Annotated in this window: 22 protein-coding genes; 4 read left to right on the top strand and 18 right to left on the bottom strand. The window is 34.2% G+C overall.

All coding sequences use genetic code 11. The annotated features are described in order from the left end of the window. From QMD61_02040 to QMD61_01960, 17 genes are all read right to left on the bottom strand, one after another. On the bottom strand, window positions 1-299 hold a 299-nt coding region (locus QMD61_02040; GenBank protein ID MDI6723408.1), incomplete at its 3' end, for a flavoprotein. 235 nt (window positions 300-534) lie between these two features. Then, window positions 535-1,032, bottom strand: coding sequence for a transcription elongation factor NusA (locus QMD61_02035; protein ID MDI6723407.1), 498 nt, complete (start codon window positions 1,030-1,032; stop codon window positions 535-537). A gap of 435 nt (window positions 1,033-1,467) precedes the next feature. Further along, window positions 1,468-2,112, bottom strand: a complete 645-nt coding sequence (locus tag QMD61_02030; protein MDI6723406.1) for a PsbP-related protein — start codon at window positions 2,110-2,112, stop codon at window positions 1,468-1,470. A gap of 90 nt (window positions 2,113-2,202) precedes the next feature. Then, window positions 2,203-2,757 (bottom strand): PsbP-related protein, encoded by a 555-nt coding sequence (locus QMD61_02025; protein MDI6723405.1) that lies wholly within the window; start codon window positions 2,755-2,757, stop codon window positions 2,203-2,205. Between the two features lie 53 nt (window positions 2,758-2,810). Continuing rightward, entirely contained in the window at window positions 2,811-3,359 is a 549-nt protein-coding gene (locus tag QMD61_02020) for a PsbP-related protein (GenBank protein ID MDI6723404.1), read from the bottom strand. 199 nt (window positions 3,360-3,558) lie between these two features. Further along, complete coding sequence (locus tag QMD61_02015; protein ID MDI6723403.1) at window positions 3,559-4,212, bottom strand: hypothetical protein; 654 nt, start codon at window positions 4,210-4,212, stop codon at window positions 3,559-3,561. After that, window positions 4,205-5,038: a prephenate dehydratase gene (pheA, locus tag QMD61_02010; GenBank protein MDI6723402.1), complete on the bottom strand. Its 834-nt coding sequence runs from the start codon at window positions 5,036-5,038 to the stop codon at window positions 4,205-4,207. Before pheA ends, QMD61_02015 begins: the two co-directional genes overlap by 8 nt. A 69-nt stretch (window positions 5,039-5,107) precedes the next feature. After that, entirely contained in the window at window positions 5,108-6,322 is a 1,215-nt protein-coding gene (locus QMD61_02005; protein MDI6723401.1) for an RNA ligase, read from the bottom strand. A 39-nt stretch (window positions 6,323-6,361) separates the two neighbouring features. Then, complete coding sequence (locus tag QMD61_02000) at window positions 6,362-7,186, bottom strand: CBS domain-containing protein (protein MDI6723400.1); 825 nt, start codon at window positions 7,184-7,186, stop codon at window positions 6,362-6,364. A 60-nt stretch (window positions 7,187-7,246) separates the two neighbouring features. Continuing rightward, window positions 7,247-8,089, bottom strand: a complete 843-nt coding sequence (locus QMD61_01995; protein ID MDI6723399.1) for a CBS domain-containing protein — start codon at window positions 8,087-8,089, stop codon at window positions 7,247-7,249. Window positions 8,090-8,129: 40 nt separating this feature from the next. Continuing rightward, window positions 8,130-9,071 (bottom strand): CBS domain-containing protein, encoded by a 942-nt coding sequence (locus QMD61_01990; GenBank protein MDI6723398.1) that lies wholly within the window; start codon window positions 9,069-9,071, stop codon window positions 8,130-8,132. 85 nt (window positions 9,072-9,156) lie between these two features. Further along, on the bottom strand, window positions 9,157-9,963 hold the full coding sequence (locus QMD61_01985; GenBank protein MDI6723397.1) for a CBS domain-containing protein: 807 nt from the start codon (window positions 9,961-9,963) through the stop codon (window positions 9,157-9,159). A 2-nt stretch (window positions 9,964-9,965) separates the two neighbouring features. Further along, window positions 9,966-10,532 carry a CBS domain-containing protein gene (locus QMD61_01980; GenBank protein ID MDI6723396.1) on the bottom strand — a complete coding sequence of 189 codons (567 nt, stop codon included), beginning with the start codon at window positions 10,530-10,532 and terminating at the stop codon, window positions 9,966-9,968. Window positions 10,533-10,544: 12 nt separating this feature from the next. Then, complete coding sequence (locus QMD61_01975) at window positions 10,545-11,246, bottom strand: 7-carboxy-7-deazaguanine synthase QueE (protein MDI6723395.1); 702 nt, start codon at window positions 11,244-11,246, stop codon at window positions 10,545-10,547. Window positions 11,247-11,264: 18 nt separating this feature from the next. Continuing rightward, complete coding sequence (locus QMD61_01970) at window positions 11,265-11,747, bottom strand: 6-carboxytetrahydropterin synthase (GenBank protein ID MDI6723394.1); 483 nt, start codon at window positions 11,745-11,747, stop codon at window positions 11,265-11,267. 84 nt (window positions 11,748-11,831) lie between these two features. Next, window positions 11,832-12,404 (bottom strand): DUF366 family protein, encoded by a 573-nt coding sequence (locus tag QMD61_01965; protein MDI6723393.1) that lies wholly within the window; start codon window positions 12,402-12,404, stop codon window positions 11,832-11,834. 4 nt (window positions 12,405-12,408) lie between these two features. Beyond that, window positions 12,409-12,801: a DNA-binding protein gene (locus QMD61_01960; protein MDI6723392.1), complete on the bottom strand. Its 393-nt coding sequence runs from the start codon at window positions 12,799-12,801 to the stop codon at window positions 12,409-12,411. Window positions 12,802-12,899: 98 nt separating this feature from the next. On the opposite strand from QMD61_01960, the gene QMD61_01955 reads away from it, so the two are divergent. The 4 genes from QMD61_01955 (at window position 12,900) to QMD61_01940 (ending at window position 16,808) form a co-directional block, all read left to right on the top strand. Further along, a complete protein-coding gene (locus tag QMD61_01955) occupies window positions 12,900-13,925 on the top strand; it encodes a DNA polymerase subunit beta (protein MDI6723391.1) in 1,026 nt (341 codons plus the stop codon). Between the two features lie 116 nt (window positions 13,926-14,041). Beyond that, complete coding sequence (locus tag QMD61_01950; protein MDI6723390.1) at window positions 14,042-15,331, top strand: homoserine dehydrogenase; 1,290 nt, start codon at window positions 14,042-14,044, stop codon at window positions 15,329-15,331. 125 nt (window positions 15,332-15,456) lie between these two features. Next, window positions 15,457-15,735, top strand: a complete 279-nt coding sequence (locus QMD61_01945) for a hypothetical protein (GenBank protein MDI6723389.1) — start codon at window positions 15,457-15,459, stop codon at window positions 15,733-15,735. 263 nt (window positions 15,736-15,998) lie between these two features. After that, the gene (locus QMD61_01940; protein ID MDI6723388.1) at window positions 15,999-16,808 is read left to right on the top strand and encodes a Dna2/Cas4 domain-containing protein; all 810 of its coding nucleotides are present in this window, start codon (window positions 15,999-16,001) and stop codon (window positions 16,806-16,808) included. Between the two features lie 10 nt (window positions 16,809-16,818). On the opposite strand, the gene QMD61_01935 is transcribed toward QMD61_01940, so the two are convergent. Next, on the bottom strand, window positions 16,819-17,139 hold the full coding sequence (locus QMD61_01935; GenBank protein ID MDI6723387.1) for a cupin domain-containing protein: 321 nt from the start codon (window positions 17,137-17,139) through the stop codon (window positions 16,819-16,821). Window positions 17,140-17,246: the final 107 nt, after the last annotated feature.

The raw sequence follows: 17,246 nt of genomic DNA, 5'->3' as shown, positions 1-17,246 counted from the left end.
AACAGGGTGTTAATTGGATTATCTGCAATTTTATAGGCGAACTTGCTTATTACGTTCGCTGTAGCCGGCGCAACAAGTATCAAATCTGTATCAGCATATTTAACATGCTCGATTTTACCTGTTAATCTGGTGACAACTGAGCGGCCTGTTGCAAATTCCATTGTGTAGGGATGTATTATTTCACATGCCCCATCGCTCATGAAGCATTTTACTTTAATTCCATTTCTTGCAAGCTCCCTTGCAAGCTTAATGGATTCTATCGCGGCTATACTTCCTGTAATACAAAGTACAACTTCCATTTTTTACCTCTTAAAGATATGGATAATTATTTATGAAAAGGGGAAAAATTATAAGTTATCAAAATCTATGATTTTGTTACTATCGAAATCTTTTAAAGATTTTGACGCTACAAAAACCATGTTTTTGTTAGTCTTGCTTTCGACTTGCAAACTTTCAGTTTTGCAGCCGTGAAAATTAGAAATTTTCACATAACCCAAACACATTGTTTTTGAGGGCCCTAAAAATATTCAATTTTTAGAGGTCGTCAATAACAATAACGGTTTTTTCAGAGGACAGTTGATCCATAATATCGTTTAAAACATCTAATCTTGCTGGAAGTCTTCTTGCGTCTTCCCGCATTACTCTTATCTTGTATTTTTCCTCACCGTCTCTACCATAGACTATGTTAATCCCTGAAATTCTTGCAGGGGCTACAATATCCCTTGCAATCTCTTTAAAGTCAGAACCTTCGCCTATAACTCTTACTTTCTTTCCAACTTTTTTTGATATTGCCCTTACAATTTTCCCGCTTTTTCCTATGAGTTTCCCCACATTCTCCTTTTCTGTTACTATTATGACGACATCTCCAATTTCTATTGTCTTTTTGAAGCCTATCTTCCCGTCGCCAAGTTTGTAAAGTAATTTTGCAATGTCTAAATCCAGCTGGGTGATCTCACCACTTTTTAATTTGTTCTCACACCCCTGACATAACATTCCGCTCTTTAAACAGACATCGCATACTGGCAATACCATTATTAATTCCTCCTTCATCTTCTTCTGATAATGTTTAAACATTATATTAAAAATTTGTATATTGGAAACTAAAATATTAATTTTTTTCATGGCAGTAAATAACACAGTAAAGCCTTTTTTTAAATATCGGTTCTTTTAAGTACTTAAATTTTTTAAGTAGATATAACTGAGTATATTTTTTACTTTGTACGTAATCTGATGCAGCAGCTAAAATAAAAGCAGATTTTAAGGCAGCTATTTTAAGGTTATTCACTTATCTTCCAATAGATAGTATAACAAATATATTGTATTCTATTCGTTAATATATATTATACTGTTAATCGGGATTCATTAAAAACCTTTCCATTTTATTTAGATTTTAGTTACTCCTTGAATAAATATTTATAATAAATGAAGGTTGAGATGGTTATTTAATAAAAAAATGGATATGGGGAGTTATTGCAGCTTAAAGCTGTTTATCACCACATCGAAGTTTGCTTTCTGGCTTTGAAGATTCATTCCTCTTGTAAGAAATGCCAGGATATAAACCAGATTGTTTTGCTCGAAGTAAATTACTTTAAGCTGTATCTGCTCGTTTTTTGGTCCTGTACCTTCATATATTGCCTCAACCGCATTTATTCCATTAAGATTCGTATTGTTTGATGATATTAAATTGATATTTGCACCTGATTCTCTTATACTTTGGATAAATGATTCTTTGCGCTGTTCAAGGGTTTGATATGGATCCTTTTCTACTTTAAACACCGTAAAACCTGCAACTTTTGTACTGTCAGGATTGCCTACTGAAGAGGGGTCTTGAATCACTAACTGCATGTTATTGTTATTTATTTCGTCGGTTGTGATTTTCCATGTCTCTGGATATTCAAGGTAAATGTCCCCTGCTGAATAAATTTTGGTTTTTATATCTGGGGCCTTGCTTACGGGTGTTTTAGTAACAGCGGGGGTTTCAGGGCCTCCGCTAGTTAGTATGAGGACTAAGATGGTTACTAATACGGCTATAGCGATAGCTAACGCCTCTTTTTTGTATCGAAAATCAACAAGCCGTTTTTTAGGTTCCCTTTTTCTTAATTGGATTTTCAATTAACTTCCTCTTTTTTTCTATGTAACTTCATCTAAAAAACAGACTAATATATTTTTTCCTTTTATATTGACAAAATCATTTAATCTGGGCTAATCAGTTATCTGGAAACTATTTATTATCATGTCAAAACTCTGTGATTTATCTCCCTGGTAAGTTGGAGAACGTGTTCCACAGGCAATCATATAAATAAAACCTTTTTTTTCAAGCAATACAACCCTGTACTGCTCTTCAACGTTCTTATCAGTTGCTTTTGAGGTAAACTCGTATGCTGTTACATTGTCCACTTTATAGGATCTTTCAGATAATAGTTGATAGCCGGCAACATTCGATGCACCTGATTTAACCTCATCATAGAATCTTTCAAGGGGGATGCCTGAAGATTCTTTTTTTGAGATTTCAACGACCGTTCCGGGTTTTTTATCATCACTTTTTGCTTTTGGGTCAATGATGTGGGCGATTACATATTTTCCTGTCTTGTTTGTTTCTTTCCAGTCTGCAGGATAATCAAATGTTACTCCGCTTCCCTGGAAAGTATTATTTGCAGTTGGAGGTGTTAAATTGGAGGTCTGATTAAGGTTATTTGTACAACCTGAGCTGAAAATCAGAGAAGCTATCAGAAACATTACAAACAGATATTTTCTCAATTTATCACCATGAGTTTCTTATAGTAGATAAGAAGATAATTACAGATATTTTTTTAGATTAATCTAAAACTGTTAACTATGGTGTCAAATTTTTTCTGTTCTGAAGAATAGTCTGAGACTGGGGCGCTGCAGAGAATTATATAGATCACACGGTTTTTCTGAATCCATATTGCACGTTCACGTTTCTGTGTGTTGCCAGAATTTATATAGTAAGTATTTTCAAGGGTATTTATACCGTTAATCAGGACGGTTCCTTCAGATATTGGTTTATACCCCAGATCTTGTGCAGCAAATTGAGCATATGTTGCATTAAAATAATCTTGCAGTGTTGTTCCAGATGGTATAAGGGTTTTCTGGACCACAACGCTTACCTGAACGTTCCCATTAGCATCGGCAGAGTCTGGATCTCCAATGGCCAAGGTGCTGTTAGGGGCTGTATTCTGAATTTGCAGCCAGTCGCTGGGGTAATTAAATGTGAATTCATCCCCCTGATAGGTCTGGGTTTCATTGGTGGTATTACCTTTTTGGTTCCCGCTGTCGGTACAGCCAGATGCAAGAACTACTCCAGAAATGAGAGCAATTAAAATTAAGTTTTTTTTCAATATATCTACCTCTTTATCTATTATCATCGGGAAAATAAATATATAGTTTTCTATTTTATTTAATAAAATAATAAAGAGTGCAAAAAAAAATATGACAGAATTCGGGTTTTTTTATGTAAAAAATTGATTATTAGTCAGCTAAAATTGCAATAGAACATTACTATTTCATATTTGCTGATTAATATGTTTATTATGTGGTTTAATTATAATTTGAGTTGTTTTTGATAGTTTTAGTTGTCCCAGGCTCACCAGCACCACCAGTATCATTTCCTGATGGATCTTCGGGTGTTGGAGTTGTGTTAGTTTTGGGTGGAGTTACTGTTTTCTTTGTAGTATTCTTCACGATCTTAGTGGCGTTTCTTGTGGTATTGGTCATGTTTGTTGTATTTGTGGTGTTGTTAAGGACAAAAGGTGGGAATGCACTTTCATTTGTGAATAAATTAGTGTTTGCAGCATCAGTCGGCAGATCAATATTAAATGAGCCGAATACAATACCTATAAGGAATGCTGCAGCTAAAAGGGCAATCCCGATCATTTTATTCTGGGATATTCGACCTTGATCTTTTGGTTTTTCCAGCTTTTTCTCTTTAAGACCTGGAGAAGTGATATACTTTTTAAATAATTCTTCATTCTCTTCTTCAGTGTCCTCTTCATCATCCAGAGGTACTTCAGCAGTTTCTTTACCCTGAAGTCTTCGCACTCTGTTTGCAACTTCAAAAGCTTCAAGCTTTTCTTCCAGCTGCCTTTTTTGAACCTCATAATGCCTTTGGGGAATCTTACCTTTATTAAATTCACTTTCAAGCTCTTTTAAGCTTCTTAAAATTTTTTCCTTTTCAAGAGTTATCTTAATCATCCTCCTCAACAGGATATGATCCGAGGATCCTCACATATGATATCTTGTTTTTGATGGTATTTAAAACATTCTTGATCTTTTTATCCTCTCTATGGCCCTGAAAATCGATAAAAAATATGTAATTTCCAAGCTTTTTTTTAGATGGACGTGATTCAATTTTAGTTAAATTGATATCTTTTCTGGCAAACTCACCCAAAACTTCATAAAGTCCGCCGGGCTTATCCTCCATAAGCGAAAAAATGGCAGAAGTTTTGTCATGACCAGTCCGAACATGATCATGTCTGCCAAGTACAACAAACCTTGTTAAATTATCATCGTAGTCCTGAATATTGGATTCTGCAATCTTCAATCCATATATTTCTGCAGCCTGCCTGGTTCCAATTGCAGCAGCATTTTTTTTACCTAAAATCATTTCTGCAGCACTAGAAGTGCTTGGGGTTGCTACAGGTTTCGCTCCAAGTTTTTCAATGAATTTACGGCACTGGGAAAGCGCCTGGGCATGTGAATATATGGTATCAATATCTTTAATGTTTGCCCCTTCATTTAAAAGAAGATTATGCCTTACTGGTAGAATTATTTCCTTATTAATCTTTAGATCATAATCGTGTGCAAGAAGATCAAGTGTTATCCCAACAGGACCTTCTATCGAATTTTCAATGGGAACAACACCAATATCTATATTTTCATTCTGCACAGCATCCAGAACTTCCATTATAGAATCAAATGGTATTAATTCTCCACTAATTTTAGATGCAGCCTCTTCTGCATAGGTTCCTGAAGGTCCGAGAAACCCTATTTTAAATATCTTTGATTTATCATGTGACATTTTTTTACCTGAGGATCAGTTTAAAATTAAGATATTTTTCACACCTATATTTAAATATCTCTATTAAAATTAGTAAAGTCCGCCGTTAAGGAGATTAGAAACTTTATCGGTTGTAGATTGATATATTCTCCTTATAATTGCTTTATCGCCTTCAAATTTATGTAGAACTGCATATACTCCAAGATTATGGAGATATCGCAGGAATTCTTCAGCTTCTTCTTCGGTTTCAACGTCAATTACCATATCTTCAGTCGCCTGATTTCCAGAAGCCACGTTTTTAATCGTACCGACCATTGAATTGAGTATTGCTTCTCCAAGCCTTTGAGCTCTTTTTTGAAGCTCCTCTTCACTTTCATTCATTTCATATGCCTGAAATCCCTCTCTTATAACACGGCTGAAGAAAAAGTCTTTTCCAAAATCAAAGGGATAAGTAAATGCATAACTTATTTCATCGTCATGGGCACGTGATGAAGTATATTTAAGTGGAGGTATTTCCATTTCAGGGTCTTTCATCACCACTCCTTCCCTTTTATTCTCGCCAATTTCCTTGATCACTTCTTTTACCTTTTCAGACGCTTCATTAACATTAAATGTCCCGAAATTTCTTACCCCGGGTAAATTATATTTATTAAGGATTTCTTGCTTTTCTTTAATTGATAAAGGTTCATTTGAAACCTTTTTTCTAATATCAAACACTCTAAATCCGAGATTTCCAATTTCTTCGTAGTAGTGGGATACGTATGGATTATCAGTTCCTACCATTTCCCCGCAGATTACAAGATCTGGATTATCATTAAAGAAGGGGGTTAAATCCAGTATTTCAACGGCTTTTTTTGTTGTGTATGGGCACATATATCCTCTTCTTGTAAGAGCGATAATTTCATCCCCAATAAACGCTATACGGACGTTGTATCCATTCATTTTTTCTTCAATCACAACTTTATCTTTAAAATGATTTTTAATGGTTGGAGATAGCATTAATGTTCTTCTAATCTTTGGAAATCCTCTTATGACTTCAATTTTATCTCTAAAATAAATTATGCTGCCCTCTTCTATTTTACCGATGCCTTTTTTAAACTGCAATGCTGGATGGCTGTGGAATTCAAAGAATTTAATTATTCCCTTTTCTATGGCATCATTAAGCTTCTCTGCTTTTATATTCAGAATATTCTGGAGTTTTTTATCCAGGAAATCTTCTATAACAATTCTTGATTCTAAATCACAGGAAGAACAGTTAAAAAAAAAGTTAGTGAGGGTGTTGTTCCTCCTCCAATCAATGTTCATGTCCTTGCCGCAATTTGGACACTTTATTTCGGGTAAAATTCAGTGGACCTCCTCCAATTCAACAATGTAATTCAGGATATCTGTTTTAGTGATTATTCCTGCCAGTTCATGGTCTTCATTTACAACAGGAACTCCGCTGAAATCTTCCTCCAGCATAAATGTGGAAAGATCAGCAATTGTCGCGGCTTCATTTATTGTTCTAACGTTCTGGGTCATTATATCCTCTACAATCAGATTTCTTATTCTTGCAGACTGATATTTGTCAGGAACGACTTTTCTGAATGAAATCATTGAGTTTGCTATGTCCTTTGCAGTAAGGATACCTTCAAGCTGATTTCCATCTACAACAGGTAGTCTTCCGATTTCTTCGTCAATAATCATTCTTCTAGCATGTACAAGCCTATCCTGCGGATTTATGGTCATCAGATTCCTTTTCATTCTTTCTTTGACAAGTGTATCAGTGTAGGGGATCCCCTGGCATGTTTTTATAAAATCGGTTTTGGTTATGATACCGGTTATTTCCCCATCATCTACAACGGGCATTCCTCCGATTTTATTGTCAACCATGATTTTTGCAGCTTTTCCCAGGCTTGTGCTGCTTTCTACTGTAATTGGATCGGGGCTCATCACTGTTGAAATGTAGAAATGTGAAGGGGCTAGATTACCGTATCTTGATGAACCAAGCCTTAAAGCAATATCTTTTTCGGTAATAATACCTACAAGCTGTTTTTCATTGTTTCCGTTGGTGTTTATCACAGGTAATCTTGAAACTTTTCGTTTTTTCATGATTTTTAATGCATCGTGAATATTCTGGTCTTTATCTATTACAACAACTTCTCTGCTCATTATATTTTTTATATGCATTTTTATTCCTCATTTCATGATTTAAAGAACATATAATCAAAATTTAATATTTTTACTTTCTTACTGTATTCCTTTGATTATGTCAGTTTTTGTGATTATTCCAACAAGATTATCATCTTCTACAACAGGAATATGGCTTATTTCTGAGTTATACATTAATTTTGCAGCTTCCACTGCATCTTCATCAGGGCTGATTTTCACGAAATCTTCGTTCATTATGTCTCCAGCAGTTAGCATTGATATTTCTCTTGCTTTCCGTTTATCCCCACCTTCAACTCCCTGTCTTATGAAATAGACTCTTTCAACACTTACTCCTGTTTCGGGGTGTTCTACCTGTGCAAAGGATATGTTTGCAGGAGTTATAATGCCTGCAATTTCACCGTCGAACATTACAACGACTCCATCGATGTTATTTTCTTCCATAACGTTAATGACGTGTGTGATGGTATGGTTTTCGTTTACAGTCACCACATCTTTGGTCATCAGATTTGATACTTTCCATCTGTTCTGGAATTTTGAGGCATAAAAATTCATTAAGTCTGTTTTTGTAACTATCCCTGCCAATCCTTCATCATCAACAACAGGTACTGAGCTTATTTTATTTTGAATCATGATTTCTACGGCTTCTCTTAAATCATCATCCACATCCACTGTTATAAGACCATTGCTCATTACTCTCCTTATTGCTATAGTATCTATTGGTCTCCTTTTCCATGTAGGGCCGTTTCCTCTTAGTTTTCGGGTTAAATCTTTTTCTGTAACAATCCCGATTGGATTTTCATCCCTGTCCACTACTATGACTCTGCTAAATCCGTGTTTGAGCATGAGGTTCCTGGCATGATTAACCTGTTCGTTTTCCTGAATTATAATTACTTCGTCATTCATTACATCTTCAACTTTCATGATCTTACCGCCTTTTTTCTAAAAAAGAATTATAAGGTGTCTATCCACTTATAGCTCTTAAAATGTCGCTTTCAGTTATTATGCCCAGTAATTCATTATCCCTTACTACTGGTAGGCCTCCAATGCCTTTATTTTCCATTATATCACATACATCACCCAGTGGTGTGTAAGTATTTGTGGTAATGACATCTTTTACCATAATATCTGCAATTGCGGTGTTGAGAACTTCTTCGGCATTGTTAGTAACTATCCTTTCAAATGCTGAATTGTTTCCAAAGAATTCTAAAATATCTGTTGCAGTGACAATTCCCACAAGCTTATCATTTTCTGGATGAGGTGTTTTTCTCTCTTCTCCAGTTACAGGAATTCTCCTTAATTGATTTCTCACCATTATCTTAGTAGCGCCTTCTATTCTTGTTCCAGGAGTTGTTTTTATAATGGAGGTTGTCATGAAATCCTCAACAACTTCATCGGTTAAAACTCCAGCCAAGAGGAGTGCAAAATCTCTTTCTGAAACTATTCCTACAATATTTTCTTCTGCATTAATTATGGGCAGTGCACCGACTTTCTTTTCAAGCATTCTGGAAACTGCATCTCCGATGGAGTTTTTATTACTTAAAGTTTCCACATCTCTTGTCATAATTTCTCTTACTGGTTCATTTATGGCAGCTAAATAATTACCCTCATGTTTCTTTTCTAAAATCTGGTATCTGTCTCCACCACCTAAAAAGTCCAGTATATCCATGGCAGTTACAATACCTTGAAGCTTCCCTGTTCCAGCATCTGTTATGGGAAGTCTTCTAAACTTGTTTTTTACCATTATTTCGGCGGCTTCTTGAATTGTAGCACTTTGGGGTACTGTAATTACTTCCTTTTTGGCGATACTCATAATATCGCCTTCGTGTTCTGCTATATGGGTTTCAAACTCCAGTGGAGCTCTTTCTCTAGATTTTACCACATTTATTAGTTCTTTTCTTCTCATCAGTACACCTCACATGATCATGAAATAAAATATTCTCTAAAAACTAAATTTAAACTACTTAAATCAGATAGCGGGGTTTTAAAAATCAACTTATATACGACCCTAATATATCTTCCCTTGATACAATTCCAACAAGATCTGCTTCTTTTGCTCTTTCAGGTTCTTTTTTAATATAGACAGGATTATCAACAACAGGTAAACGACCAATATTATATTTGACCATTAGCGCTGCAGCTTCCTTAATGTCTTTATCAGGCGTTATAACTATTGGGGGAGTTCTCATGATACTCTCTACTTTTGTAGATGTCTTAATCCCGCCTTCTTTAGAAATTTTAACATGGCCGGAGTTCATAATATCTTTTCGGGTTATAATCCCTATTATTTTCTTATTTTTAAGTACAGGAAGGCCTGAAAAGCCATCTTCATCCATTTTATCCCATACTTTAGAGATGGGATCATCATAATTACAGGTTATAACCTTTTTTGTTTTTATTTCGCCAACATTTTGATATCTGGCTTTTAAATTTCTATTTAAAAAATTTTCAAGGATATCGGCGATGCTTATCATACCAATAAGGTTCATATCATCTGATGATTTTACAACAGGAGCCTGAACAACACCTGCATCTAATAACTGTTTTCCTATGTCGTTAACATCCATTTCAGGTGTTGCAATTACCTTGGGATGCTCCATAATTCCATGAGCCTGTAAGTTAGATTTTGTGGCAGAAATGTTCATCAAATCTCCACGGGTTATTATTCCTTCCAGATGGTTTCCTGATACTACAGGAACGCATCTAAAGCTTTCATCTCTTAAAATGGACCTTACTTTAGTTGCATAGGTATCTACAGAAACTGTGACTGGATTTGGTGTCATAACTTCTTCGACCATACTCAAGTTAAATCACCTTCTAAATCTTCTTTACATTCTTCACAGACGAATTTACCGTCAACTTCGTCTAAATAATCCATGAAATTTCCGCATGTTTCACAAACTCCAGGTACTGGATTTTCTTCATTATTATAATCCATTTGATTTTCCATTCTTGCATTTTCAACAAGAATTTCGGTAAGTTCTGGAGAAACCGCCATTATGTCTTTTGCAGTCAAAATACCCTTTAAACTTCCATCTTTTACAACAGCAAGTCTTCTAATATTCATTTTTGACATAAATCTCGCTGCTTCATTCAGTTCTCTTCCAGGATCAATTTTTATAAGGTTTTTAGTCATTATCTCGTCAACAGTTACATTGCTGGCTTTAATGTCTTTAGCAACCACTTTGTGTATAATATCACTTTCGGTAATTATCCCTTCTGGCTCTCCGTTGCTCTTAACTATCAAACAACCCACTTCATTTTGGGCCATTATAAAAGCAGCGTCTGCAGCACTGTTTTCAGGCTTTACTGTAATCACACTCGATGTCATAGCGTCGTTTACTGTTACATTTGTTCCTATTTCCATTATAAAAACCTCCTATTGTATCTTAAGTATTTTATGAACTTGGGGTATTGTTAATACATCTAAATACTTACCTACACTTTCTGAAATCCTAAATAATTTCTTTCCATGACTCACCCACTGATCAAGAGGATCTGAAGGTTGTATGATCAGTGAAATGTCCGAATTTTCTGGAATTTCATTACTTATCCTTGAAGCTATTTGACTGATATCATCGACTTTTGTAGAGGGCAATATAACTATCTTACAATATGTATTTATTCCCTCATCTATTAATAGATTTAGTGATTCCAATTCTTTTTTGAATAATTCGTCCCAGTTAGAAGTTGAACAATGTTCAGGGAGCTTAAAATCCAGAGATGCATATTTAATTAGCTTTACTATTTTCTTTAATTCACCCGGCAAAGAGCCATTAGTCTCTAATAAACAGTTAAAATCATATTTTTCAAGAAAATATTTTATAAAATCAGCATGAAGCAGTGGCTCCCCTCCTGTAAGGGAAACAGAATGAAAATCAGGGGTTATTAGATTCTTTATTGATTCTTTTAATTCATCTTCTGAAAATAAGGTTCCATATGAAGGATCTTTGCTCTGAGGGGTATCGCAGTATTCACAGTCAAGATTACATCCAGAAAATCTTACAAAAACTTGCCGTCTTCCAATTAATTTTCCTTCGCCCTGAATGCTTGAAAAAATCTCATTTATGCGAGTTTTCATTTGTATGGCCACCAAATCTTATTTAGACTTATCGAAATAGGCGCCCTGTCCAATACCTTCATTAACACAAATCTGGACTCTTGAGATTTTATTATATGTCTCTTCTAAATATTTAAATATTTCCTCGGCAAAATATTCCGCCAGATCCTCAGCAGAGGTGGATTTAAGTGGTAAAAGACAACAATCTTCTAATGGGAGCTTATATTCTTTTTGGCCAACCATAAATTCTAATGAGTTTTCATCTTTCCCTGTAAATTCAACAACATCACTCTTACATGGAATAAGAACTTTATGATCGAGTTTTGAGCAGATGGTCCTTACAATATCTTTTGCTTTTTTAAAATCGACAACAAAGCCAAATTCTCCGCTTCTTTCCCCTTCGATAACTAAATCAACAATGTAAGAATGCCCATGTATTCCTCCGCATGATTCGTGGAGGGGGATCATATGTGCAGATGAGAATCTTAAATTAGCATGAATTCCATTAATTACTATTTTCATTTTTAAACCTTCTAAACTATTTTTTTTAATTTATATAAGATAATATGTATTATTTTGAATTTTCAGCTGCTTATATTCAATATTTTAAAAAACCTTGGTTTTAGTTATATCTTCTTCAATTGATTTAATTTCATTAATATAACTTTCGGCAATTTTATCAATTAGAGAATGAATTTTTTTATCATCCATATTTTTATTACATTCCAAAATTCCTATTGTTTTCACATCATCAGGAGTGCCTTTATCTGTGATATTCATGCCGAAATGTATCTTCATGCTGCTGTTGGAGCATGTTGCTATTGACACGCTTAATTTTTTACCTTCAAAATACAGATCATCACCGCTACGTTTTGTTGCAATGCATGATTCGTTTAAGATGTCCTTAACAATCATTACAAGTATTCTTTGCCGGTGATAGCAGGTTTTTATGTCTGCAGGCTGGATGTCAAAATGTTCTATTATAAAATGCATCATTTCATCAGATCTAATTTCAAGGCCGACATCTTCGTAATCTATGAGCTCTTCTGGCTTAATTTCCATTGGACCTATCCATGCTACCAAACTTGATCCTTTAACTCCAATTTCCTTAAATGCCCACGCTGGCGCAATCTGGCTTCCATCATAAAGCAGTTTTTTCTTTAATTTCTTATATTTCATTATTTCACTCATTATCTTTATTATCAATAACAAGCTCTTTATAGCCTGTCTCTGGATCAAATACTCTTTTCAGGGATGATTCAGTCTCCATGATGCATATTTCTGCTGTGGTGTTGATCATGCAACCTTTTTGTAAATGGCCTCCGGTGACACGCCCATCTTTATCTGAAATCGCTATATGGACATGGATTCCATTTTCTGCCACTGTCCCCTCGGCAGAAACAATCTCAAATGGTCCTTTAAAAGCTTTAACTCCACCATCTGCCATTCTTAATGTAGCGGAGTTCAAACTCCCCACAATGCTAATTATAACTCCAGATTTAATGTTATTTGATTTAATAATATTGTTTATGCCTTTTTTAAGGTCTTCATCAGGCATTAATCTTGTGATTATCATATTAAAACTCACACATCTTTAAAAAATTATATTAAAAAGATGAATTTTTGCATATTTTATTGTTAGTTATTTATAGTGTTGTGCAATTAAATAAATTTATGAGAGCCAGGACCAGAGATTTCATACATACTGAAGATGATTTGTTCTTTGCCACCACTTCATATCTGCATCCGGAAGACAGAATACTGTCATTTTTAAGATATATTCCAGATCCAAATGGTGAAAGGTCAAAAAATGGCAAGAGATATACTAAAGTAGATACAAGACAGGCTTATGACTTTTTAAGCAGTAATCATCCAGAATATCTTTATGATGATAATATTAAGGGCGTTAAAATGATGGGCGTGCCTTTGAACAAAATTCATGAGATTTTAAAGCCAGAAAAGCGTCTTAAAGAGATAATGGAAAGTACTGATAATAATGATTTGCTTAAAAAAGTTGTAAAGTTAGCAGATATTTTCCATAAATATGCAGATATTCCCTATTCAAAAATGGGAATTTCAGGATCAATTTTACCTGGTTTATATGATCCTGCTGTCTCTGATTTAGATTTTGTTATTTATGGCCTTAAAAATCATAGAAAGGCAAGAGATACATTTGGTGAAATTAAGGATAGAACTGCACTGAAGAGTATAAGTGATGAATACTGGATGAAATTATATGAAAAAAGAATTAAAGACTCATCATTAAGTTATGAAGAGTTTCAATGGTATGAAAAGCGTAAAAACAATAGAGGTGTCATTGATGGAACTCTATTCGACATTCTCGCTACCCGCGAATGGGATGAGATTAAAGGAAAATATGGGGATGAAAGATATGAATCTCTAGGCAATGCAACCATTGAATGCAAGGTAAAGGACTCAATAGCATCCTTTGATAATCCGGCAGTCTATAAAATCGAAGATGTCAATATTTTAGAGGGCAATGGGGTGGATATAACTGAAATAGCTTCATTTACCCATACATATTCTGGACAGGCAAAGGATAGGGAAAAAATAATAGCAAAAGGTAAATTGGAAAAAATTATGGGAAAAAATGAAAGAATAAGGCTTGTAGTTGGCACAACGAGAGAATCAATCGGCGAATATATAAAACTCGTAAAAACTCCGTTTTTGCGGCGTTAAAATGAAAATTTTAATAGTTGAAAGAATTATAGTAATTCGTGCCAAAATTAGAAATTTTAACTGTTAAAGGATGATCTTAAAGATATTCTAATTGAATTTTAATAGGGAGGATTAAAATGAAAGATATTTACAATATTGGGCTTATTGGGTTTGGAACAATAGGAGCAGGGGTTGTAGAAACCTTTAATCGAAATTTAGACCTTATGGAACAGAAAGTTGGAACAAATATAAAGCTTAAAAAAGTTGTTGATCTGGACATAGAAACAGATCGGGGCGTTGAGATTGATAGAAACATATTATCGACTGATGTGAATGATATTCTTGAAGATCCGGAAATTGACATAGTTATAGAGCTTATTGGGGGCTATGAACCTGCAAAAAGCTTTATTTTGAAGGCAATGCAAGAAGGAAAACATGTAGTTACAGCAAACAAAGCACTGCTTGCAAAGCACTGGGAAGAAATTCTGGAAACCGCAAATAAAAACAACGTCAGAATCTGCTTTGAAGCAAGCGTAGGTGGTGGAATTCCATTACTTGAGCCATTAAACGAAAGCTTGGGCGCAAATCATATTCAATCAATTTATGGTATAATCAACGGTACAGCAAATTATATTTTAACTAAAATGACAGAGGAAGGCCTTGATTTTGAAGATGTATTGAGTGAAGCTCAGGAAAAGGGATATGCAGAGCAGGACCCCACATTTGATATTGAAGGACATGATACTGCCCAGAAATTAATTATCCTCACCATTTTAGGCTTTGGAATTTATGTTGAACAGGATAAATTCCATGTTGAAGGAATAAGTAAAATAAAACAGGAAGATATTGAGTTTATCAAAAACGAAATGGGTTACTCCATAAAATTACTGGCCATTTCACGGATTGAAGAAGGAGAACTTGAAGTAAGGGTTCATCCAACATTAATACCTCAAAATCATCTCCTGGCATCTGTTAATGATGTATTTAACGGTGTTTATATTGTAGGGGACATTGTAGGTCCTGTTATGATGTATGGACAGGGAGCAGGAATGATGCCTACAGCGAGCGCTGTTGTGGGGGATTGCCTTGATATAATGGAAAACATGGAGCGAAAAAACATCTATGGCCCAACTGATACTGAGGTTAAACAGATAAAGGACATTGAGGACATAAAATCAAAATATTACTTGCGTCTTACTGCAGTTGATAAACCAGGTGTACTGCACACAATTTCAGGTATTTTGAGCAGTTATGATATTAGTATAGAAGCAGTTACTCAGAAAAAAAGAGATGAAGGTCAGGAAGTTCCTATTTTCATGGTGATGCATGAAGCATTGGAAAAAAACATGCAGAATGCGGTAAAAGAGATTAATGCACTTGATTTTGTAAGAAATGATACTCTATTTATTCGGGTTTTAGAGGAATAATAATTCACAGTCTTTTATCTTTATTTTTTTTATTTTGATATGATGGGGATTTTCCACGTATATTTATATTAATAGACTGTTATGCACGTAATAATTTAATAGTAATAAAAAACATAAAAATAGGTATGTTAGAATATCTTGGCTGCTATGGGGAGAAAGGTTTTGATCTTTGCTTTGTAGATAACACATCACCTGAAGAATGGAAAAGTGAAATTGAGAGTAAGTTATCTACATATGACGAACATGCTTTTATTGATGAAAAGAGAAAGTTGAATTTTTTCATTGTATTGAGATTGGAACCTTCAAAAGAACAATATGACGATATAGGGTATATGCGGGGACATATTAGCGAATTTATGAATTTCTATTATAATATACTAAAAGAGATCAAGGAATCTGAATAGCTAACTGAAATTTAATTTTCTTTATTAAATATTTTATGCCCTATAAAAAAAAACGTTTCATTACCTATTTTTTAATCTAAAATATATGAATATTTTTGGGCATGAAATGGATATTTTTACGAGCTTTTACATTATTTAGAGAGCAGTAACAAACCTATATCTATTTATATGAGTTTTGTAAAAATTAATATTAAATTAATATACCTAAATACAGCTAAATTACTATCCTGTTTATTATTAAATAGATAAAGGAGTTTTAGTAAATGATTAGCGTTTCTTCAATATCAGAATACATGTACTGCCCTGCTAAACTATATTTAAAACATTTACATGGAGATAGTATCCAGACACAGGAAATGATAGCTGGAAAAATAGTACAGGAAATAAGGAGGGGTTTTGAAGAAATCACAAAACGAAATACATGGAATATAAAGGATAATATTGAAATTGAAGAAATTTTTGATATTCTATTCAATGAAGTTCCTCAATTTATAGAAAATGTGTCAAATAAGTATTCTAAGATGGATGAAATTGATTCTTTAATTTTAAACGATTTATGCAATGATTTAGAGGAAGATTTTAAACTGGAATCCCAGTTCATGGCTTTAAAAATAAAGGAAGTTCTTAAAAATACTGATAAGAGGGGAATGGAAATTGTGGAAATGTTTTTTCCACAATCCCTTCTGGAATTTCCCCTAAAAAGTGAAGAGCTTAATTTAACCGGTAAAATTGGTAAAATAGAAATAATAAATGGAATTTATTATCCAGTTGAAACCAGAACAGGAATTCCTCCAGGTGGCGGTGTATGGCTTGCAGATGCCCTCCAAATTGCTGCATATGCCCTTTTAATAGATTATGAATTAAATAAAGAAGTTCTCGTTGGTTTTATTAATTATACAAAAATAGGCGAGCGAAGACCAGTTGTAATAAACTCAATTTTACACAATAAACTTTTCGGCGTACTTGATTCGATAAATACAATGTTTGAAAGGCAGGAAATGCCAGAATTTAAGATTTTTAAAAATAAATGCGAAAAATGTGAATATGTGGATATTTGCGAGTATTATGAATAAAAAAATAGGTTTATGATCGTATCATTGTCAGAACCATTTTATATTTTTCAAGAGCTGTAAGTGCATGCGGTTCATTTGCAGGCATTATTATCATATCTCCCTTTTCAAGCACATTTTTATTGCCAGAAATGGTGATTTCAGCCTTACCATCCACTATCTGAACCATTGCATCGAATGGAGCGGTATGTTCGCTTAAACCTTCTCCTTTATCAAATGCAAATATGGTTACTGTTCCTGTATCTTTTCTTATAATTTCACGGCTTACAACAGAGCCTTCCTGGTAGTCTATTAAATCTTCTACTTTCAAAACTTTGGATACTAGTTCTTCCATATTATATTCCTCCAAATTTTTCAAAATTGAAAATTTTGAACCGACAAAAACTTCGTTTTTGTCAGCTTCGATTTGGGGTTCAGAAAATACTTATAATTCGAAAATCG

The organism is Methanobacterium sp., from assembly GCA_030017655.1.
Lineage (GTDB): Archaea > Methanobacteriota > Methanobacteria > Methanobacteriales > Methanobacteriaceae > Methanobacterium_D.
Note: the sequence above shows the minus strand (reverse complement) of the source record. Positions and strands in the feature narration are given on the sequence as shown.